Source organism: Bradyrhizobium sp. HKCCYLRH1030 (assembly GCF_051168395.1).
GTDB lineage: Bacteria > Pseudomonadota > Alphaproteobacteria > Rhizobiales > Xanthobacteraceae > Bradyrhizobium.
In genome coordinates, this window is sequence record NZ_JBNPUY010000025.1 from 1 (window position 1) to 21,582 (window position 21,582).

12 protein-coding genes and 2 pseudogenes are annotated in these 21,582 nt (G+C 59.5%); 6 read left to right on the forward strand and 8 right to left on the reverse strand.

Annotated elements, in window-relative coordinates:
* Positions 1–72: 72 nt before the first annotated feature.
* The 3 genes and pseudogenes from ACQR1E_RS33725 to tnpA form a co-directional block, all read right to left on the reverse strand.
* Positions 73–288, reverse strand: coding sequence for a transposase domain-containing protein (locus ACQR1E_RS33725; RefSeq protein ID WP_434898090.1), 216 nt, complete (start codon positions 286–288; stop codon positions 73–75).
* 69 nt (positions 289–357) lie between these two features.
* Positions 358–711, reverse strand: coding sequence for an IS66 family insertion sequence element accessory protein TnpB (gene tnpB / locus ACQR1E_RS33730; protein ID WP_434898091.1), 354 nt, complete (start codon positions 709–711; stop codon positions 358–360).
* Positions 712–1,249: 538 nt separating this feature from the next.
* Positions 1,250–1,369 (reverse strand): annotated as a pseudogene (gene tnpA, locus ACQR1E_RS33735) (IS66 family insertion sequence element accessory protein TnpA); the annotation flags it as partial.
* 191 nt (positions 1,370–1,560) lie between these two features.
* On the opposite strand from tnpA, the gene ACQR1E_RS33740 reads away from it, so the two are divergent.
* From ACQR1E_RS33740 to ACQR1E_RS33750, 3 genes are all read left to right on the forward strand, one after another.
* Positions 1,561–2,646, forward strand: coding sequence for an IS110 family transposase (locus ACQR1E_RS33740; protein ID WP_434898092.1), 1,086 nt, complete (start codon positions 1,561–1,563; stop codon positions 2,644–2,646).
* Positions 2,647–3,506: 860 nt separating this feature from the next.
* Positions 3,507–4,214 (forward strand): alpha/beta hydrolase, encoded by a 708-nt coding sequence (locus ACQR1E_RS33745; RefSeq protein ID WP_434871920.1) that lies wholly within the window; start codon positions 3,507–3,509, stop codon positions 4,212–4,214.
* Between the two features lie 18 nt (positions 4,215–4,232).
* Entirely contained in the window at positions 4,233–7,778 is a 3,546-nt protein-coding gene (locus tag ACQR1E_RS33750; protein WP_434871921.1) for a TM0106 family RecB-like putative nuclease, read from the forward strand.
* 150 nt (positions 7,779–7,928) lie between these two features.
* Here the strand turns inward: ACQR1E_RS33750 and ACQR1E_RS33755 are convergent, their stop codons facing one another.
* Positions 7,929–8,330 (reverse strand): hypothetical protein, encoded by a 402-nt coding sequence (locus ACQR1E_RS33755; protein WP_434871922.1) that lies wholly within the window; start codon positions 8,328–8,330, stop codon positions 7,929–7,931.
* 326 nt (positions 8,331–8,656) lie between these two features.
* On the opposite strand from ACQR1E_RS33755, the gene ACQR1E_RS33760 reads away from it, so the two are divergent.
* Entirely contained in the window at positions 8,657–8,887 is a 231-nt protein-coding gene (locus ACQR1E_RS33760) for a helix-turn-helix domain-containing protein (protein ID WP_315805448.1), read from the forward strand.
* 465 nt (positions 8,888–9,352) lie between these two features.
* Positions 9,353–10,066 carry a hypothetical protein gene (locus tag ACQR1E_RS33765; RefSeq protein WP_434871923.1) on the forward strand — a complete coding sequence of 238 codons (714 nt, stop codon included), beginning with the start codon at positions 9,353–9,355 and terminating at the stop codon, positions 10,064–10,066.
* A 657-nt stretch (positions 10,067–10,723) separates the two neighbouring features.
* Here ACQR1E_RS33765 and ACQR1E_RS33770 read toward each other — a convergent pair.
* Genes ACQR1E_RS33770 through ACQR1E_RS33785 form a run of 4 tightly spaced genes read right to left on the reverse strand, consistent with a single transcriptional unit; the run spans position 10,724 to position 20,545 of the window.
* Entirely contained in the window at positions 10,724–12,061 is a 1,338-nt protein-coding gene (locus tag ACQR1E_RS33770) for a hypothetical protein (protein WP_434871924.1), read from the reverse strand.
* 1 nt (position 12,062) lies between these two features.
* Complete coding sequence (locus ACQR1E_RS33775) at positions 12,063–17,183, reverse strand: hypothetical protein (protein WP_434898093.1); 5,121 nt, start codon at positions 17,181–17,183, stop codon at positions 12,063–12,065.
* A 37-nt stretch (positions 17,184–17,220) separates the two neighbouring features.
* A complete protein-coding gene (locus ACQR1E_RS33780; RefSeq protein ID WP_434871926.1) occupies positions 17,221–19,182 on the reverse strand; it encodes a CHAT domain-containing protein in 1,962 nt (653 codons plus the stop codon).
* A complete protein-coding gene (locus ACQR1E_RS33785; protein ID WP_434871927.1) occupies positions 19,175–20,545 on the reverse strand; it encodes a metallophosphoesterase family protein in 1,371 nt (456 codons plus the stop codon). Before ACQR1E_RS33785 ends, ACQR1E_RS33780 begins: the two co-directional genes overlap by 8 nt.
* A 568-nt stretch (positions 20,546–21,113) precedes the next feature.
* Here ACQR1E_RS33785 and ACQR1E_RS33790 point away from each other — a divergent pair.
* Positions 21,114–21,452, forward strand: a pseudogene (locus tag ACQR1E_RS33790) (transposase); the annotation flags it as partial.
* Between the last annotated feature and the right edge of the window lie 130 nt (positions 21,453–21,582).

Sequence of the window (21,582 nt, forward strand, 5' to 3'; positions counted from 1 at the left end):
CGCTCCTCCCAGCCGAGGGGATTCGGCAGCGCAAGACTCTAGCCAAAAATGGTCCAGTTTTCCGGCCTCAGATCAGCGTCTTCCGTCGAGATCCTCAAGACCGAGTGCAAGTTGGTCAGGGTCGATGCGCTCGAAGCTGCGGCCAAACTGCATTCGCTGCAGCTGTTTGATGATGGACTTCAGACGCCCGATCTCGGTGCCGCGATGATCAATCGCAGCAGCAATGTCGCGCACTAGGCACTGCAGAAGCTTAGGATCGGAGGGAAGATTGGTGAGATCGAGATGCATGTCTGATGGTAATCGAACCGGCTTCCTCGTGGAAGAATCGCAACTCAGTTCAGCGCCGGTTTTTGCAGATCACCCTGCAATCGCAGTCCTCCATACGCGTTCTGGCACGCGCCAGTCGATGCCTTCGATCAGCATCGCGAGCGGCGCCGGCGTGAGCTTGATCGAGCCATCATAGCCCGTCATCACTGGCCACACGAAGCCGCCCTGGTCGATGCGTGTGGTGAACAGGCACAGCCCGTTCCCGTCCCAGAACAGGACCTTCAGTATCAATGCCTTCTTGCCGCGGAAGGCAAATAGATGGCCCGAGAACGGACCCTTCTTCAGCATGTCCTGCACCAGCATTGCAAGGCCGTCCATCCCCTTGCGCATGTCGGTGTAGCCGAGTGCCAGGTGCACTTTCACGCCTGCAGGAACGCACATCATTGTGCGGCCTCTTTGCTCTCGATCTGCGCTCGCAGGGCATCCGGGTAGCTCGGTTTCCCTGGTGATCGCGAGCTTCTCCTCGTCGCTGAAGAAGCGCCGGCCCCAGCGTCGGAGGCGCGGCCGGATCGCCGATTTCGGCGGCTGTCAAGCGGCGTTCGGGCTGTGAGTTCCTAGCACTAGTGCTAACGGCGGGACGGGCGGAGGGGTGAAGATGCGCGCGCCAGTCGATCGTGACCTCGCCAACGGCCAGTCGGTCACGCCATTTGCGCAGCGAATGAGGCGACAACTGCATCGCCGCGGCGTACGCTCGGAGCTCCATTCCGCTCCAGGTCAGCGCCTCGACATGCATGGCCCAGAACGCCTGCGAGACCCGATTGCGCACATCCGAAGTAACCGTGAACCTGCGCTGCTTCTGCTTTCGGAGCGCCTTTTCCTGCTCTTCCCGGGCGCGCTCGCGGCGCAATTCCGTCTGATATTTCTCGAGCTTAAGCGCAGTCTCCTTGCCGGCCAGCCGCTTCAGCCAACGCCGCATAGTGTTCTCGGTCAGACGTTGTTGCTGGCAGTATTTGCGGATCCCGAGACCGCTCCGACGCCACGCTTCGATGTGCAGCGACCAATATTCGCGGCGCGCTTTGTTCTTGAAATGTTTGGACCCCACCGGAGATTCTCCACAGCAGCAGAGAACCCGAAATGGAACGACAACTCACGAGGGGGAAGGTGTGCAGAGACCGGACGGTTACACGGTTTAGGGCTAGTGGCGGCGCAATCGGGCGAGCGCGAAATGAGACAGTCACGGCAGCGCAGCATAGCAAGCACTCAGAAATGATTCGCCGAAGAGGACGTTCGCCGATGAAACTCTCAGCAGCACTCGACACCTCGAGCACCAAGACCGCGATCTGCGTGATGAACAGCCGCGATGGCACCATCGTGTTCGAATCCAGCGTTTTGACAGATCCGGTGATCATCTTTGAAGCGCTTGCGCCGTATCTGCCGCGGCTCGACAAGGTCGGCCATGAAGCAGGCAGTGTAGCACCTTGGCTGCACCGTGAGCTCGTGTCCCTGGGCCTTCCCATGGTGCTGTTGGAAGCACGGCAGGCAGCGGCTGCCCTGCAGGCCCAGCGCAACAAGACCGACAAGAATGACGCGCGCGGTCTGGCGCATCTGGTGAGGGCGGGATGGTATCGGCCGGTCCACGTCAAGAGCCCGGAGAGCCATAAACTACGGCTGCTCCTCGCTCACCGCCGGACGCTCAAGCGCAAGCTGCTCGACATCGAAAACGAGATCAGACAGTCGCTGAAGGTGTTCGGTCTGTTGGTTGGACCGCGGGTTCAGCGGGCCTCGTTTACGGCGCGGGTGCGAGACCTGGTGGCTCATGACAGTCTGATTGGGGGCATAACGGAATGCATGTTACGGGCCTGGGAAGCACTATGGGCCGAGTACAAGAGGCTGCACGACTTGCTGGTTCAAATGGTCGGCCGGGACGAGCTCTGCCGGCGCTTCTGCGCCATTCCAGGCGTTGGTCCCGTGACTGCTTTGACCTTCAAGGCAGCGATCGACGATCCGCACCGGTTCAGCAAGTCCAAGACCGTGGGGGCGCATTTTGGGCTGACCTCCCGCCGCATACAGACGGGTACATCGATCGACATCGAAGGGCACATCTCGAAGTGCGGGGATGGGGAGGTTCGTACCGTGCTCTACGAGGCTGCGAGCGCGATGCTGGTGCGTTCCAAGCAATGGTGCGGCATCAAGGCCTGGGGTGTCCGGATCGCAGCCAAGCGTGGCCACAAGCGCGCGGTGGTGGCCGTCGCGCGTAAGCTGGCGGTGGTCATGCATCGCATGTGGATCGACGGATCTGTGTTCCGGTTCGCAGCCGAAGATGAAAGTGCCGCTGAACCGAGTCTTAACAACCCGACGGCGCTCGCCGCCGCTATGTGAGAGCTCTGGCGAGCGCCGTCTGGCAGACGGTGCGACGACAGAAGATTGGCTGAGCTTCCGCCGATCGGCGGAGAGGCATTTGGTGGATCGAAGCGGATGCGGAGAGCACGCTATCTTGCCGGCGACGACAGCTCGATTGAGACGTCGAGCGCACTACTGTGTCTGTGTTGCCCCGCGATCCTGACGACGACATGTGCGCCCGCTTGGCAGGCGGGGTTGAGCACGAACTCCTGGATGGACCACCAGATGTCATCACCCCGAGATCACGACGAAAGCCGGACCAATGCCATGTTGTCGACCGCTCGTGTGCAGCCGTATAATATCAAGCAGAGGAGACGATCATGTCGGAGCAGAAGGCGGAGAAGCGCCCGATTACTCCCGGCAAGATAAAAGCGCCTCTCCGCGGCGTAGATTCGGCGGTCGTAAGTTCTTGTGTCCCCTTCTTACAGCGTGGCACCATTCCGAGAATGGTGGTGTTGCTAACAGAAGAAAGCGACAAGAATTCTAGCTCTCTAACGGCACTCGTAGTAGATTGGCGAAGTCGGGCGTACATTGGTACAGATTGCTCATTGGAGCGCGAAACCGCCGCTCACATTTTACGTAGATCGTTCATGGTTCGGATCTTCAGCGCAAGCGGCGGACGTTCAACGGCCGCGGCTCATTGACCTCTGTGGCGACCGAGCCGCCTCAAGGGATCACCGGCAATGAAACAAAAGGGGTCGGCTGGCCCATTTGCCTTCTGACGTAACCGGCGCAACGGGGCCGCAGCCGATGCCGAGCGGGCAGTGCGTCACGCTCACTTTCTATGGTATGAGTGGAGCTTTCTGCGCGCCCAATGCAATCCGCCGAGGTCTATGCCAATGGAATTTGTTCTTGTGCCAGGACCCATGGTTCGTGCGTCTAGCCTTGAGCCAACCGCGCGCCATTTAGAGGGACTGGGATATCGTATTCAGCTGCCCGATGTTCTGGCGCATCGGCATACGCCACCCGCCTGGAGGGAGTGGACCTTCCATTTGGCGGCCCTCTTGGACCTGAGCCCGAGGTCCGTACTCGTCGGGCACAGCTCCGGCACCGCATTGATCGCCGATCTGGCAGCGAGACTGCCGTGCTGCTGCTTGATCATGGTCGACGGCGAAGTGCCGCCGTCGAAGGGAGCGGCCGTCCCGATTAGACCGGCATTGCGTGAGCTCATCGAGAGGTTTGCAAGACTAGATGGGACGCTTCCGATCTGGTCCAGGTGGCAGGGGGATCAACGACGCGATGCTCTCCTTGGGCTCGATATTTTGGGGCGCGATCCCTCCGCGCTAGCTGCCTTCGAAAGCGACCTGCCTGAGTTTTCGATCAAATGGTTCGACGATATCATCGAGCTTTCCGAGTGGGACCACATCCCGGCTGGGTTCATTCAAACATCAGCAATCCATAATCATTCGGCTGCTGAAGCCCGGCATCGCGATTGGCCGGTCGTACGGCTGGACGGGACGCATCTTCACCCGACTCTCAGTCCGGCCGAAACTGCAGACGCCATCGTTGCCATGTCCAAGGCACTGGTTCAAAACTTCGGTCGCTAGTGCAGTGTTGGATGCTTCATGGAAAAGACGCGGGACGCTCAAGGAACAGCACCGGCACAGAACCAGCTGGAGGACCAGCTCGTCACCCCTAATCGGTCGGCAAAGGGACGCCCCGGCCACCTTACTCCGACTCAACTCGCGGCCCATCTGGCTTGTCCCCACCTCACTCAACTCGAGCGCCAGAGGCGTGAGGGGCTCCTGTCTGTCGAGTACAGCCCCGACCCACGCCTCGAGGCCCTCCGTGAGCGAGGCCGCCAGCACGAAGGGGCCTATGTCGAGCGGCTGCGGAGTGCTGGCCGCTCGATCTGCGACCTGCGTGACGAGCGCGATCCCAGGGCAACCCAGCGAGCGATGGAGGCCGGCTTCGACGCTATCGTGCAGGCGACATTAGCCAATGATGTCTTCAGCGGCATTGCGGACGTGTTGCTGCGCGTCAACAGCACGACTTCGTCATTGCCCGGCTACGCCTACGAGCCGGCCGACACTAAGCTTTCACTTCAGACCAAGCCAGGCACGATCCTCCAACTGTGCACTTACGCCGAATTGCTCAAGCCGATGCAGGGGCTGGAACCCGAATCCATCCACGTCATCACGCCGCTTCAGCAGGAAACCTACCGCACTGCGCAGTTTGCGGCGTACTACCGTCTGGTGCGTACCCGCCTGTTGACCGCAGTAAGCGCAGTTCCGGCGCCGAGCACGTATCCACAACCTGTAGCTCACTGCGACGTCTGCACCTATTGGCGCTATTGCGACCAGCAGAGGCGTGCCGACGACCACCCCTCCTTGGTCGCAGGCATCAGCGGCGCTCAAGTGCGTGAGTTCCAGCAGCAGGGACTTCCCACGGTTACTGCCATTGCCCGAGGAGAGGGGCGGCTTCCTGACAAGCCCAAGCGAGGCGCTGAAGAAACCTACCGACGGCTCGGACAACAAGCCCGGCTGCAAGTGGCAAGCCGAGGTGCTGAGATGCCTAAGATCGAGGCGCTTGCGCTTGAGCCAGGCCGCGGGCTGGCAAGATTACCAGAGCCTTCGGTCGGCGATATTTTCCTCGATTTTGAGGGCGACCCATTCGTTGCCCCGCACGGCCTGGAGTACCTCACCGGGGTGTGTTTCACCAATAAGGCCGGAATCGTCGAGTTCAACCAACAGTGGGCGCTACAGACGGGTGAGGAGAAGGCTGCTTTTGAGGCCTTCATCGACTTTGCGCTGGCTCGCGTGCAGGAGCACTTTGGGACCCATGTCTATCACTTCGGCGCTTACGAGCCCGCGGCCCTGAAAAGGCTCTCAGCCCGTCATGCGACCCGGGGATCTGAGCTGGACCAACTGCTACGCGGCCGGCGATTTGTGGACTTGCACGCCGTCGTGCGCGAGAGCTTTCGCATAGGTGTGGAGCGCTACGGTCTCAAGGAGCTGGAAGCCTTGCATGGCTTTCAGCGCCGGCTGGACCTTCGAGACGCCGGCATCGCACGGCGTAACCTCGAACTAGCACTTGAACTGGGCAATATCGAAGTCCTCCCAGACGAAGTTCGTGACCGCGTCGCCGCGTACAACGCGGACGACTGCCTCTCCACGGAGAGCCTGCGTGGTTGGCTCGAGCGCCAGCGCGACGATTGTCTCGCGCGCGGCCAGTACATTGATCGGCCGGTGCCCGGTACGCTGGCGCCAAGTGAGGACGTCAGCGCCCGCGATCAGCGCATTTCGTCGCTCCGAGACGTCTTGCGGCAGGGCTTGCCGGCGGACCTCGAAACCTGGACAGCGGACGAAAGGGCGCGGGCGCTCCTCGCTGCGATGCTCGGGTACTTCCGTCAGGAAGAAAAGAACGCCTGGTGGGAGTTTTTTCGGCTTCGCGATCTTCCCGACGATGAACACCTCGACGAGCGCCATATGCTCTCCGGGCTTGAGTTCGTCGAACGTCTTCCGAAAAAAGGGCGCGAGCGGAATGCGCGATGCCGTTTCCGTTTCCCCATCCAGGAAACCGCTGTCGAGCCCGGAGACAACGTCGTATGGCCGCTCCCAGCAGAGCCGGGTCAGGAACCCGAAACAATCAGGGCTGCGGTCGAAGCGATTGATCTTGATGACCGAACCGTCGTGCTGAGCATCAGCGAAAAGGCCATGCGGTCCCTCCCTATTTCGGTTTTCAAGGATCCCGTGGTCGGTGCCAAGGCGCTCGAGGAAGCCGTGCTTGCCTTCGCCGAGCATGTCTGCAACAGTGGGTTCGATCACGACAGCCCCTACGCCGCTGCTGGTGAACTCTTGCGAGCTCGTCCGCCGCGCCGGTTCGCTGGCATCGGCTACGAGCTCTGCGGTGCCGAGGAAGAGGCTGGCCGGGCGCTGGTGCGCCTGTGTAACGAAATCGATGGCGGCGTGCTGCCCGTCCAGGGGCCGCCAGGAGCCGGCAAGACGACGCAAGGTGCCAATGCCATCCTGGCGCTTGCCGCGGCGGGCAAGACGATAGGTATTACAGCGGTCAGCCACAAAGTCATTGACAACCTGTTGGTTGCCGTGGGCGAAGCTAACCGCGGATCGCACAGCCTCCAAAATCTGCACTTGGTGCACAAGGATGATGAGCACGACGGTGTGGATGGCATTGAACTTGCCAAATCGTCAGGCGAGGCGCTCGATCGGATTGCCCCCGGCACCATCGTCGGCGGCACCGCTTGGCTGTGGGCGCATCCTGATGCTATAGGCCGCCTGGACGTGCTGGTCATCGACGAGGCTGGACAGATGGCTCTGGCACAGGCGCTCGCGGCCGCGCGCGCGGCCCGCAATGTGTTGCTACTCGGTGACCCGCAGCAGCTTGAACAGCCCACGCGGGGCGCCCACGAAGACGGCGCGGACGTTGCTGCACTTGTGCACCTGCTAGGTCCTGGGCAGGCGACCCTGCGCCCCGATCAAGGTCTGTTCCTCGACCGCACTTACCGGCTGCACCCCGCCATTTGCGCGTTCACGTCGGAGGCCTATTACGAAGGGCGGCTGCAGTCTAATCGCGGTTTAGAGCGCCAACGTATCGATGGCGCCACGCTGTTGGCCGGTGCAGGGCTGTTCCTGGTAGAGGTGGCCCATCAAGGCAACCAAGCCCAATCCCTCGAAGAGGTTGAGGCTGTCGTTGCGATCGCTCGTTCGTTGCTCCAACCCGGCAACACGTGGACAAACGCCGATGGGGAAGGCCGCTTTTTGAAGCCGGAGGACATCCTAGTCGTCGCTCCCTACAATTTTCAAGTAAGTGCGCTCAGGCGTGCACTAGCCGGCCTTGATGTAGTTCGCGTGGGGACTGTCGACAAATTTCAAGGCCAGCAAGCGCCAGTAGTGATTTATTCGTGCGCAAGTTCTTCACCTGAGGACGCGCCGCGGGGGATGGCGTTCCTCTATGATCCGCATCGGTTCAATGTGGCGACCAGCCGGGCGCGCGGCCTAGTAATTGTTGTTGCAAATCCACGTCTCTTCGAACCCGATTGCCGCACGCCCGAGCAGATGGCCTGGGCGAGCGGGTTCTGCCGGTTTGAGGAGTTGGCAACGAAGATCACACTACCCGAAATCGGAGGCGGTGGTCGTCTTCAAGGCGATTAGCGGAGTAGAGATTGTCTCAGGGCAGGGCCGACCGGCGGGGAGCAACGTCAGTCGAGCCGCCGCCGACGATTCCGCCCTCCTCATAAACAACTAGCCGCCTTGCGGATGTTCGCTATGCCGCGGCTAGCCAAAGACGAGGAGAAGGCGACGCTATTCGCCGAAGTTCGGCTGGCGAATGTCTACGGGCACGTGCGCAATCTTACAGATCTCCTCAACGAGGAGACGTACCGCTCGCCCTTGCCAATCAATTTGATCGATCGGAGATTCCCAATACTCTGATAGGACGTAGGCCAAATGGCGCGCCTTTATGCTCAGGCCTTTCAAAGTGCTGGCGGGCGTTTCCATGATCGCTCGTTCGACGGGATCAAGGCGGGCCAGCAACGCCTCGTCATGTGCCGTAACGTACTCGTCAGCTTGCTTCGATAGGTCGGAAACGCTGCGATCGAGTTCTGCCGCCAGCGCAATAAGCTGTTCCTCAAGAGCTGTGAGACCAGCGTCTGGGTCCGACGACGTCACAGAATCAAGACTGTTAAACGATGTTCGCGTGTCCATTTGAGCTCCGAAAGAGTCGCGTGCGGCGCACAGCCTCACAGTCGTGTATCGCCCCTAGCCGCTGGGCCCCTGCGATTCCGATGATGTCTAGTATTCGCTCAGGCTGCTGTTGCTTGCTGCTGTCGGGCCGTTGTGCCGGCCCCCCGGTCTCCTCGAGAGTCTAACTTTTTGAGCGTCGCGCCTCTGCATCATCGCTCTGTCTCCGAAATCCAGGGGCATGCGCCCATTCGGAATCCGCCCCACAACTCCAAAAGAGGTGGCGGTATTTTCGTATTATAGTTTATAACCTATAGAATTTCCAGCCCTGCTTTGGTCCTACCGTCCAGATGAACTGGTCGGACCCAAAGGCGGCGCGCGGCGTTCTCGGGGAGAATGTTCGGCGGCTTCGCAAAGCAAAAAGGTTTAGCCAAGAACGCTTGGCCGAGCTGACCGAGCTCGACCAGCCGCACATCAGCGAAATTGAGGCAGGGCTGATTAATCTCACCCTCGATAACGTCCAGGCGCTGGCCGTAGCGCTGGGCGTTGAGCCCTCCGATCTGCTGAAGCCGCCTTCCTAAACGAGAACGTTTGGAATTGCGGTGGACGAGCCGGCTAGGCAGCAAGTCGATCCCTCTCCGAGCAGTACGCGCGCCGTAGTTTGAGGCTCGTCCGGCCACTGACGCGGCTATTCGTCTGCCCGCTCACCTTCTACGCACCGGCCTCGTCCCGGCTGCCTTCAATGCGGCTGATGCTGTTCGTATCCCTCGGTTGGACGTTGACAGCCCATTCGCATAGCGGCGGAGAACAGCGAATACTCGGCGATATGCCAGCCCGCAATGGATATGGCACAATCGGCTTATGTTGCCGGGCTGCCATTGCAGGAGTGAGTTGCGCATATCCGGGAATGCGAGATCCGGCAAACTCCTGAAAGAGGCGAATACTCGTGTAAGCCTCGCACGCCATCCTGCAGGGAGAGTGGCGTCCCTCCGGCCGGCTGAAAATCACCGCGATCCGGACGGACACCCCTGGATGGTCGACCGCCAGTGACGATCGTCCGTCGCGAGCACAGGGCGCAATTCACCATCGTCCCGAACGCTGTCTTCGCGGATCCCCGCCTATCTGTCGAGGCGAAGGGCGTGCTCGGCTATCTGCTGTCGCGTCCCCACAAATGGCACGTCCGCCTGGATCACGTCGGGCGGACCCTGGTTGTTGGCCGCAAGAAGCTGCAGCGCATCTTTCGAGAGTTAATCGCCGCCGGCTATGTCACCCGCGAAGCGCAACGATTCGTCGACGGACACCGGTTCGGCGAGCTCGACTATGTCGTCCATGACGTGCCTGTGCCTGTGGATAAGTCGTTGCGTCCGCGGGGGCGAAAGGGACCTGCGGCTCCGCGGGTCCAAAAGGGACCTGCGTATAAAGACTCGCCGCGGGGCCCTAAGGGGCCTGCCTATAAAGAACTAGATAAAAACAGACCCTCTCCACCGGCGGCATTTGCACCTGACGGTTGGTCGAACGCTATCGGCGTGACGCAAGATCGGCTTGACCAGCTCCAGGACGACGAGGCTCGGCTCGATCCGGCGATCGTGGGGCTTTTCGACGACGTCGCTGAAGGTTGGGAATTGATAGCCGCGCTTCCGGATCAAGAACGGGCTGAGCTACGCCAACGCTTCAGACGGGGTGAGCTCGATCGGGCGGCGATCATTGAGCCCCGGAACCAATACCTGCATGTGCTGGGTGGCCGTCGGGGTAAGAGGTGATCGCTGCTGTCGGCTCTAGAGCCCCTGACCGGTTCTGACCGTTGCGGTGTCCACTGATGATCCACGCCAGGCAGAGCGCGGGGCGAGGCCGTCGAGTCTGAAACGAAATTTCATCCGACTTGGTGTCTCGCCTCAACGCCCCTGACCATATCCCTAAAGCCGTAGCGCGGGCCTAGGAGACTGAAGCGGCTCTGGCGGGTGGTCTTGGCCGCTAAACTGTTTAATCTTGTTGCGGGCATTCAACTGGCGGCATTCTCCGTTTCATCGCGATGGAATCGCTCTCGGCTTCGCGCCTGCAGGAAGACTCAATTGCATGTTGGCTTGCTTCAATATCTGCATGAGCACCGACCAGTTTTCGGAGTTGTAGGAATGAATTGCAGAAACCCGACAATCCATTCAGTCTATGCTCGACTCTATTTCTATTGTGGCCGCGGGAGAAATTGGGGGTGCGTTGAAGGAGTGCGCACGTGACCAGTTCTGGTTCGATCTGAGAAGATGACCAGCGAAAGTGCAGCCGATTGAACCGTGCGTTCGTGGAAGATATGGTCGATCAGGCCGTGCTGTCACGGTTCCGTACGCGACGATCAATGAACGAAAATCTTTTCAGCTCCGCCCTTTGCGCAAGCTACGGACTGGGGCGACTACAGGCGCCAGCTGCTAAGCGTCAGGAATAAAGGGCTGCTTCCGAGAACGCGATCCACGGAAGTTCTGAAGCCATGCCTGGGCCCGCCGCTCCCGCGCACTGGCTATCTTCGAAGGCGCGCGCTCGTGATCGAGCTCGCCACTTCGGAGGCCAAGCTGCATGCCGCCGATCATTGCGTCTTTAAGGCCGTGCAACTCTGGAAATAGTACGTCATACTTTGCGCTGTCGCCGCTGATAATCTGGTCATAGCCGAGCCGGTAAGCAACCGCCAGCGCGGAGAAGGATTCTTCGTTCTTGACAAAATTACTGGCGAGGGCATCGTTCGCCAGCGCGTGGGCTCGCAAGTGGTCTGCCTTGAACGGTAGCCAATCACGCAATTTTTGCTTTCCGTTCGTAATGCCGTCGAGCAGATTGGCGACGAGTGGTATCAGGTCTCCACAATAGTTGACTTGATCTACGGGAAGTGGAAACGCCACTTCCCAACGGGAGCGCAATGTGGCCGTTTCCCGATCGGAGCCGTTCAGGCCCTCAAGTGCTGCAATGTTGAAACGGACCCTCAGGGGTACCGGCGGATAGCCGGGCGTCTCCGCACAGGGGTCCTCGTGCGCGAGGAAATTTGCCAGGGCGCTGATAAACGCCACCCCACCAGCCATCACGCCATACAGATCCGCGAATGCTTCTGAACCCCACCCCATCCATCGCCTGGATCTGACCTCATCATGCACCGCAGCCGCGATGGCATCTTTGATAGGCTGGGTGAGTCCGAGGTCGGCTTCAATGCTATGGCCAACCTCGTGACCGATCACGGTGAGATCGGCATAGTTGTCGTACTGATACCAGGGCACACCAATGACTGGGAAGGGAAGGTTCTCCATCGCGTTGATCAGTGCCCGGCCGCGGATCAGTTCCTGTGGCACTGATTCAGCCTGGAACCGGCTGCGTCGGACAAGAGTGAACGGCGAGTAACCGCCGTTAAGGAAGACAAGGGGAGGTTCTTTCATTCCATGATTATAGATCGGCTGGTAGCAGAGCCACGCATATTCGTCGGCGATGCGCAGGAAGCTCTGGAACCGTGTTTCGCGCCGTTGTGCGAGCTTGGCACGAAGGAATTCCCATATCCGGAACAGACCGAGCAAGACCTTGGCGCCATCGCTTGCGTCGGCTCGATCTACCAACGGCCGTTCGAGCTCCTTCCGGATCACACCTAGCATTTCGGCAAAGGCTTCGACTTGTGATTTGTGCCGTTGGAAGTTGGGAGAGGTTTTGGTTTCCGATATCCAGGCCTCGACTTCATCAGTTAGCGCCGCAAGTTTTCTGGAGAATTCCCACTGAAGCGGAGCCAGTCCGGTCATTTCAGTCCCCCACCGGCAGGTCCGGGTCAAGCGTGAACAACGCGGGCGCGATTGGATGGGTCATTCCTGCCCAGAAAGCGTTGTGCAGATCGGCAAGTCCTATCGAGCTCCGTCCGAGAAGTTCGGCAAGCAGTTCGGCGGCCGGTCGCAGCAGCTCGGTTGGGGAGGGGCCGATTGCGAGCACGCCGCGCGTGGCTTGTCCGTGAATGCGCGATGCGAATGCATTGCGCAGCAATAGCGTACGGCCCGGATCATTCCGGTTCTCGGAAGCATCGAGTACGAGCAGCGGCCGCAAGAATCGTTCATCACGATGCAGCAGGATCTGGCTCAGAAGCTCGGCGTGCATCTGATTATCCGGCTCCGACTCGAGGAATACCTCACGTGGGCTGAAGCTTTCCATTATTCGCGCGGAGACGTGGACGACGCTCGGGGGGTTCCCCGCGTCGAGGCGTGACAGAACGGTTTTTGGATCGAGGGGCAACACCGTCACTTCGAACCCGGCCTTACGGTAAACGTCTTCCAGACGCAGGCCGGAGGTGCCATAACCCGAACGTTGACGTCGCTGGGTGTCCGCGTCCGCGCTCAAGACCAGCACGCGGCGCACCGGCGACAAATCCAGGCGTTCCCGTATTGCGCCACGAACACGACGCAGGCCGCCGAGCTCTGAAACAAAAGAGTCCCAGGTGTCTGCCATCACCGGATCATCCGCGGACTGTCGTAATTCATTGGCAGCACGACGTAGATGCAGGATGGTATCGGGCAGGGCGGTTGTACGCTGGGTACGGAAGAACGGTTCTGATCCCGAGTGGCCAAGTTCCCACGGGACCGAGGCCATGGCAGGAAGTGCCGTCTCGACAGCGATCATATGACTGAGCGGCGCATCATTAGTTTGAGCCGCTGGTAGCTTCGGCACGGCATCAGAAATTGGCTTCGAAATCACCCGGCGAACAGGGGCGAGCGATCCGCGATTCCATGCGTAACCAAAGGTGGCTTTCCTGGTTATGATATCAGCCAGCAGCGTCGAGAGACGATCGCGCAACCTAGCGGTACCTTCGGATTCCGGGATCACGCCCGTCAAACTGCGCCATATCCTCCCAACGAAACCTTCGTCCGGCGCTGGCGCTTCGCTGAGCAGTTGCGCCCATTCGAGTGGGTAAAGGTCATTGCTCGTAGAGGCCATAGCTAATGCCCCTAACAGTTCTTCGTCGGCGCTGCGAACGATTTCCTCGTCGGTATCGACGTCACGGTACCGCAGTTCGATGCAGCCTGTGTTGCCGACGCCAATGCTTAGCATGCTAACGGGCTGAAGTAGCTTCTCTGCCGGCAAGGTTGCAAGCTCGTTCTCGATGTCAGGGCCGGAACCCAGCCCCCTCCTGGCGATCGTAGCTTCCAGCCTGACGAGCAACTTGCTCCATTTCGAGTCGACTGGAAGATCGCCGAGATAGGCCTTCGCGATCGTCAGTGCCTGTTTCGCCCGCGAGACGCGATCGATCGCAATCAGATTATCCGCTTCTTCCAGAAGCACGATGCCCGCCAAGCCCGGCTCCTTCTTGCCTTGCTGCGCCCAGATGCGCACCCAGTCGCTCGGAGGTTCAACCGCCTTTGGCGTGATGCGTCTTGCAAGCCGCAGCGCGATGGCAGCGACCACCGGTTGCGGTCCTTCATCCAGGATCGACCGGAGCATGTTCGTTGCGATAGCAGGTTGGCCGAAGAAGATATAAGCGGCGGCAAGGCACAGTCGGTCGTGCGGCGACGAAACGGAGTGTGGAAGTGGCAGCGCGAATTCGGCGGCCAAATGAACTCCAGGCACGGCGGACAGAAACGGACGGAGGGCCATCAGTTGGGATGAACCCGGAGCTTCCGCCATCAATCCGCCCAGCCAAGCAGCGTCCGGCGCCGTGCCTGCACCTTCCGCCAGCAGAGTAGCAATGGCAACCATCGCATATGTCGGTGCAAGCTGCGGCTCGCGTTCAAGCAATTTCAGGATTCGGTTAAGATGTCCCCGTGCACGGCCATGTTCACCATTGCGAGCATTGATTCTGAGCCGCAGCATGTTCATCTGTAGTTCGATTATGGGCTCGGCAAAGGACCGGCTCCCAGCAAGTGGATCAAGAACCTGCGCCGCGCGCTGCGTCGCACCAACGGTGTCCAGTAGAAAACGGGTGTGATTGATCAATACCAGGCTTCCGCCGCCTGCGTGTTGCAGATTCTGGTAGCCAATACGTGCAGCGGCATAGTTCCGCTCGGCTTCCGCGAAACGAAAGGTCGCTCCATGCAGTTCAGCCTTGCACTCCTGGCGCACAGGCTCAATTGTAGTGTTGAGGTGGGCGATCAGCTCCTCCGCCCGCGCGTACTCAAAACGATTTAGGGCGATCTGGACGAGCCACCATGTCGCTTCCTCATGCGCCGGGAATGGCAGTTCGACCGCTCTTGAGGCAAGACGTTCAAGCTCCAACCAGTGTCCAAGCGCAAATCCGAGGTCACCAGTTAAGAGCAGAAGATCCGACACCTGAACAACTGGCGCGCCGGATCTCATGGCGCTGGTGAGGCTTTCGCGCAATACCTTGAATGCACTCTCATGATTACCGGTCGTCGCGTCAAACATCGCAAGCTGCGCGCGGACAAAGTAGGTCTGGAACGCGTCTGTTGGCCTCGTCTGCGTTTCGGCAAGCACAACTGCGCGCTCGTACCATTGTCGTCGCACCTCGATCGTAGTTTCCGGCCTCTTCGCGGCAAGCAGCGCAGCCGCGATTCGCTCGTCCTGATTGTTGAGCTCCGTTAGTGATGGGTCCGACCCGTCGGTGGCGGAGTTCGAGCCGAACCCGTACACAAGCGCTGCAAGCCGCGCCAGTTCTGCGCGGGCGCCGGTACCGCCGTATCGGGCGAATGTTGCGAAACGCGATTGCATCGCGGTATGAATGGCAGGCGACATCTTGCTTGGCCGCTGCAGCTGCCGGATGACCGACGCGAGAAACAGTTCAAGGGCCGCGGCGCCAAGGGTCTCGGTCGCGATGATCGCTCCTCCTGTGAAGTGCTGGAGGGGCTTCTGATCTCGATCCATGTAATCTTCGCCGAACAGGCTGCCGCACAATGCCTGCACTGCGCTGTAATCGGCATCGGCCGCATGACATTGTTTGAGGTACTGATCGAACCATCTTGAGGCCATCGCGCCCTCCGCCTGATGGCGATGGAACAGCGCCTCCTGCAGATGCTTGCCAACCGATCCGTCCTTCTCCGCCATCCGTTCGAAATACTCGGCTGCGGCGCCCTGCAAATCCGTCCAGATAGGATATCTCTCTGCCTTTTCGGACAGAAGCTGGCGCATCGGAACCATTATTTCCGGCTGTAGCTCCAGCTCGTCTCCGCTGCCGTTCACCCAGCTTGAACTGCTGGCGTACGATTGGAGCGCAGCCCACAGATCGGAAAATGCAATAGGTATGTTGGATCGTCGCCAGCGATCATGGTCGGTGTACCGCGCTCCTGCCTGTTCCAGACTTGTTTCATCGCGATGGGTCTTGTCGTGCAGCTCGTCAAGGACGAATTCGGCAAGAACCTCCGCGGCGAAACTGCGGGTCAGTCGTCTCGGGACGACAGCATAGCGCAGTAACCATCGCAGGCCGCGCTGGGTATACTTGCGCCGCTGGATGTCCGGACCGTCATCCGGCAGCACGTCCTCATCCGGAATCCGGTCGATTATGCGTTCAATCAGATACGCAAACGCGATCTTGGAGGTGCGCACTTCCTCGGCGGTCAATGTGCGCCCGCTCGCCAGATCTGCAAACAACGAGAGTACGAAGGGATTTCCGCGGGACTTCTTGACGATTTCTGCGAGCGGCTGTTCGGGATTGAGGAGCCGCACCTCGATAAGAAAGCGCAAACTCTCCCGGTCCTTGAGCCGCTCAACTGGCAGGTCGATGCATGCGTGCAGCATCTCATCCCAAACCGCACTCTCAATTCCTTCCATTCGCTTGGCTGGATCGAATATTCGGTACCGACCAGACAGTACGACCTTCAGGCCTGGACAGCGTCTGTGCAGGCGCTCGAGCATGCTCAACAGGTTGGCGAGTACAGAAGGTTGATGTACAGACAGCTCTTCGAGCGTGTCGAAAATTAGAACGGCTTTTGTCTCACCCAGTCCAAGGCAGAATTGGTCCTCCAGCACCTGCTGAAGTGACTCGCCGGCTCGCACGAGCGCTTGCTGGGCCTGGGTGCGGAGGTTTGTGGTGCGGTCCAAAAGGATATCCCGCAAAGCGATCTGTTCGGGACCCATCATCTCGCTGAAAGGCGCGTTGGGGAGCTGTGGCCGCAACTGCATCGCGATGGACAGGAGCACCAACCATGGCTGGCTGATCAGCAGGGCGCGATAAATAAAGTCGATATCAACCCGCGCAACAGGCGTGCGTAGCTTCGAGCTCGCGGGAAGACAATGGCGGGATACGATCCAGCGGCGGAACATCGTCTTTCCGACCCCGCCCTTACCGTGGAGGTCGAGCAGCCAGCGCTGGTTACGAAAGCGGGAAAGCAGGCTCGGATTAACGAGCTCCTGGAAGTTTGTCAGCAGATCGCCGTGGTCGAAGTATGAAACAGTGCGGTAATAATCATCGACGAACAGCAGCCGCGCAGAGAGATACTGCTCTTTTTCGATGAGCTTTCGGCGCAGCAGCGGGTCGAGAAGAGGCTCCCGCTCACGCATGATTTCGAGTATCGTGTCGCAACCACTCAGGTCGAACTTGTCGTCAGCATCTGCGTAAAGTGCTTCGAAGCGGCTTGCTGCTGCCGACGGTTGGATGACCAGGAGTACCGCGAATTGATCGAGCGCGCTGTCGCCGCTGGCCACAGTTTCGTAAATCTGCTGGCCCGCGGTCTGCGCGCCCGGCTTGTCGTCTGCAAGGCGGCGGATGATGCGCGCGCGGGCAGCATCGCGGAGCCGTACATGCTCCTCGTCGATACGGATGACATCGGCGTGGGCACCGAACGCCCCGAAAGCGCGATCGTCCCCCGGCCCGGACGACTTGGTTTGTGCGAGGCATTGCTTGAACTGCGCGGCGTTAAGGCTACGGGCGATGGCGGCGGCGTGCCAAACCGATTCGGGAAACTGATCCGCTTCGAAGACGGCGATCATACGCCGCAGTTCCTCAAATGAGGAGGGAGTGGGGGCGCTACACATGCAAGCCCTTCAAGCGGCCGAACGAACTGCATAACGCATAGAGGTCGCCAGCCGACATTGGCGGAGGATCGCTTTCTACGAGCATTCTTTCTACTGAGGCATACAGTTGCGGATTCTCCCTCGCTGCTCTGGGGAACTGGAGTCGTAATAACTCCCGGATCAAGCGAGTTATTTGGCGGGACTCAATTATTTCGATCGGAATCTTGGTCCAGCTTGAGAAGTCGAGGCCCTGCTCCGGATATCCTTTCCATTGGTCCGTTTGACAGCACAATATCACGTGCACGGACTCGGCTGCGGTGGTCTGCGCGAGCACATCAAGCAATGGTCGCTTGAGCATGGCCGTCGTCGGAAGTTTTGGCTTGTCAATGATCAGTACTCGTGGCGAGATTCGTGCCTCCTGCCGGAGCGCCTGCACGAATGCTTCGCACACCAGGGCGTCAAACCCGTTGATCGCTTTTCCTCCTGCCATGATGGCTGGATGGGAGCCGGCCGTATCCGTGACCTCTTGCCCCGCCGGATAGGGCGGTGGCGTCATTCCCAGCGCGAGATGATTTAGCTTCCAGTTGAACTCGTTACGGATCACCGGGCTCAGCGCTGGAGAGGCAGGACTCGCGTTTCCATTTAGGGCGCTGCGAATCACGTCCAGCCAGTCACTTCGTTCGCTGGCATCGACGTAGTGAACCTGCACCCCGTTAAGGGCCAATGCATAGCTAGTCCAGTTTACCAGCCAGCTCTTGCCTACCGAACCGTCACCCCATACCACAACTCCGCGGCTTGCTGGCGCCGGCTCAAAAAGAGCGGAGATCAAGCTTCGACGGGCGACATGCTGGTTGACAAAATGGGCCCACTTGTCGCGTAGCGATGTCTGCCAGTTGGAATGGCGGGTGGGAGGAAAATCGCGGCAACGTATTTGGAGAATCGAAGGCGCCGGCAAACGTGTGGTAAGCGCCGGTGCAAAGACCTCGATGCTCTGTCCGCCAAAATCTGCGAGGAGGGCGCGGCGCGCAGCGAGAAAGGCATAATCGACGGCCTGGCCGGCAGCAAGCGCACCGTAAAATGCACCGGCGCATGATTGTGCAGCTTTCCCGCTGATATCCGCTTGCATGGAGATCACCGCGACGGCGGTTTCCAGGAAAGCGTCCGCGACCGACCACGGGGCGGCGGGGTCTCCATTCTGGACGTTGGATCGACAGGCATTGATGTAGACAAGACGGAGCTGCGGCAATTCAGATACCGCAGCGCTGATCATCGCCAGATCCCACGATAGGTATTTGCCGTTGACAGCGAAGTACAATTTGAGCTCGGACGGTACCGAGTGGCCGATGAAGTGCAGGATATGCGGGCCGTCTGGCCATCGCTTCATCGCTGCCCGAATTCCGGTCGTTGTGAAGTCAGGATCGCTTGCGGTGTCGTAGACTTCGAGGTCGAACGAGTGATAGGCCGCGCGTAGCGCCTCCCGGATCTTCCATATCTCTTCTTCAGCCTGAATGGTGGTGTCGGCTGGGTTGACAGCATTGATGACCAGGATGCGGACCGGCCAGACCGGCTCGAACTTATCATCCTCTGGTGCGAGGGTTTTCGTTCGCACGAACGGTCCCTTCACAACAAGTGGCGCCATCCCCCATCTCGCCAGCTCCCAGGGAATGTGAGTGGCGGCGCTGGCTGAAACACAAACGGATGTGCGCAATGTGCCGCCATGTGTCCGGATCAGTCGCTCCCATTCCTGGCCAACTCTCCCCTTGAACATTGTCGTGAAGAGCGCCTGGCCGTGCCTCGCAAGATCCGGATCGAGACGTCCGTAAGACTTCAAGGCATTCTGTTGAGCCGGGACCCAGGCCGCATCGACCTCTTCCGAAGCGATCAGACTTAGTCGGGCAACACCGCCTTCGCGATCAATCTGGTGTAGCCGCCACTCGCGCGAAACGTCCGAAAATTCCAAACAGATTTCAGCCAATGCCGTCGACCTCCGGACGCACAACCCCGTTCTCGTCGATGTAGCGGACTTTGCCGAATTCGCCATCGAGATCAAGAACAGCGAAACCCATGTATGAAAATGACTCCCCCATGTACCGGAAACTGCGCGTATCGTGGTAGCGCAGCAAATAATCCCTGGGGGCCGTATGCGAGCTGTAGACCGGTACGCCGCCATGCCCGATCAGCGCGGGGTATTTTATGTTATGTGCCGGCTCATAGACAGCACAGCGATGTTCGTGCCCCCAAAACCATGCTTCCACCGGTCGTGTCCGCTCGAGCAACGGAGTCAGCGCCGCGATCATCTTGGGTGATGGATTTTCCCACCCGCTGAATGGCTGGTGGTGACTGAGCAGAATGATCTTCTTGTTCGGCGCGTTCTCGATTCTTGTTGCGACCCATTGTGCCTGTGGCGCGGCAAGAGCGCCAACATCGCCCTTAAGTCCTTCCAGCGTGAATGCGCTGTCGAGGCCGAGTACAAGCCAGTCCTCATTCTCCAGTGCAAAATGACTGCACGCGTTCTGGCGCGCGAAACGCGTATCTCGTTTCAGAAAATCGTAATAGGGCTGTCCGCCGGCAAACATGTCGTGATTTCCCGGCAGCGACCACGAGCTGACCGCGGCGGCATGTTCATAACCGACTGGCCACTGGTCTGCCATCCGACCCTCGAACTCGAACTCACGACCCGCATAGTAGACGTCACCGAGATGAATCACATGGCGATCGCGATCAGCCGCCTCCGGCGCAAGAAAATGCTTCTTCATCTGCTCCGCCACTTTTGCTGCCCGCGGCACGCCGCTTGCCCAGTCACCGACCAGAATTAGGCGTGCCTTTTTGCCCAGCGTTGCCGGGGCGGAAGGGGACGGAAAATCCGGCCGTCGGCTTAGTGCTGCGAGGCCCCGAGCGACGGCAAAGGACAACGCCCATCCCAACACGTCCCACTCTTCAGCCTGTCGAAAAAGCGGGCGTTGCATCGAAGGGATCCAGTCCTCCTTCAATGTTTCATCAGTAATTGGGTCAGCTGAACCCGCCAGCCCCTGTCGCTCGGCCTTTTCGACCGCGCCAGCTTCGCGGTAAACTTGCTCCAGCGATGACTGGATAATGCTAAGGTGCGGATCGCAAGGTAGCCAAGCTGCCTGTGTTGCGTCGCGAGAAAAGTCAGCCTGTGTGTCAAGTTGGGCTACGAGCTCGGAAGCAGCCTTCAGTTGCTCCGCAGTAACTTCGTGTTTCTCAGCTTCGGCGGCGGCAGTCCCACTGGCGAGCATCGTGGCGCGCTCATCCAGCAGTCTGGCAATATCCTTCACCCGGTCCTTGAGGAAAGCGGGATCAATAAGCTGATTGATCACGTTCGAAAATCCTTTGTGAAAAATCAAATCGTATCAAACTGCCAATACGAATCAAGATCAACGTCAAGTTGCGGTCTAGTAGCGACTCCTATATCCGGACATCCAGCTTGCCTGGCGGTCGACTCTTCAGGAAGAAACTCGGCAGCTCGAGCCCCGGTTCGCTCCTCCACCATCCGTCCGGACTACCGGACCCGTCACGCGGGAATGAGAGGGAGGAGTGCAGCATTTGTCGGCTGCGATCAGCGGTGTCGACCCAGCCTCAAATAAAGGTATAGGAATATATCTCTTTTGCAGGCAAGGAATTACCTAGTTTTTGGCATCGCAAATGGCGCGGATCCCCCATTTCCGGAGGGCGTGTGGCAGATTTCCTCGGAAGGATTGTCGATGGCGAACGCACAGATCGAAAACAGAAATCAGGACGCAAAATTGCGGTGGGTAGACCGTTGGCATTCGTCGTTAGACATAAAGAATCGTGCTTGCAATCAACGACGATACGCTGTCCGAAATGACCTGCCCTCAAAGGACCTCCTTTAGAACGATTTAGAGTCCGAGCTGAAAGGACGGACAGATGAAGCGGAAGAGGTTCACGGAAGAGCAGATCATCGCGATTCTGAAGGGCACGAGGCCGGCGCGAAGACGGCGAAGATAGCGAGCAAGCAAGGATCTTGGAAGCGACGTTCTACAATTGGACGGCCAAGTTCGGCGGCATGGACGTCTCCGAAGCCGAGCGGCTCAAGGCGCTCGAGGATGAGAATGCCAAGAAGCTTCTGGCCGGGCAGATGCTCGATGCGGCGGCGCTTCGGGAGCTGCTCTCAAAAAAATGGTAGGGCCTGCCGCCAAGCGCGCCGCAGCGGCGCACCTGCAGGCCAAGCTGGGCCTGTCGGAACGGCGGGCCTGTTCGATTGTCAGTGACCTGCCACCGAAGTTTCATCCAGCAGCATTTAGAGTCCGAGTGGGCCATGCAGTGAGACCGAACTTTGGACCACCCATAACTAGAGTTTTGCGCCTGTTTCACGGTGGTGGGCTGGATGCGCCAG

Coding starts and splice junctions, on each gene's coding strand:
- ACQR1E_RS33760 (WP_315805448.1), top strand. CDS start 8,657: ATGAACTGGTCGGACCCAAAGGCGGCGCGCGGCGTTCTCGGGGAGAAT.
- ACQR1E_RS33770 (WP_434871924.1), bottom strand. CDS start 12,061: ATGACCGGACTGGCTCCGCTTCAGTGGGAATTCTCCAGAAAACTTGCG.
- ACQR1E_RS33750 (WP_434871921.1), top strand. CDS start 4,233: ATGGAAAAGACGCGGGACGCTCAAGGAACAGCACCGGCACAGAACCAG.
- ACQR1E_RS33745 (WP_434871920.1), top strand. CDS start 3,507: ATGGAATTTGTTCTTGTGCCAGGACCCATGGTTCGTGCGTCTAGCCTT.
- ACQR1E_RS33755 (WP_434871922.1), bottom strand. CDS start 8,330: ATGGACACGCGAACATCGTTTAACAGTCTTGATTCTGTGACGTCGTCG.
- ACQR1E_RS33775 (WP_434898093.1), bottom strand. CDS start 17,183: ATGATCGCCGTCTTCGAAGCGGATCAGTTTCCCGAATCGGTTTGGCAC.
- ACQR1E_RS33725 (WP_434898090.1), bottom strand. CDS start 288: ATGCATCTCGATCTCACCAATCTTCCCTCCGATCCTAAGCTTCTGCAG.
- tnpB (WP_434898091.1), bottom strand. CDS start 711: ATGATGTGCGTTCCTGCAGGCGTGAAAGTGCACCTGGCACTCGGCTAC.
- ACQR1E_RS33740 (WP_434898092.1), top strand. CDS start 1,561: ATGAAACTCTCAGCAGCACTCGACACCTCGAGCACCAAGACCGCGATC.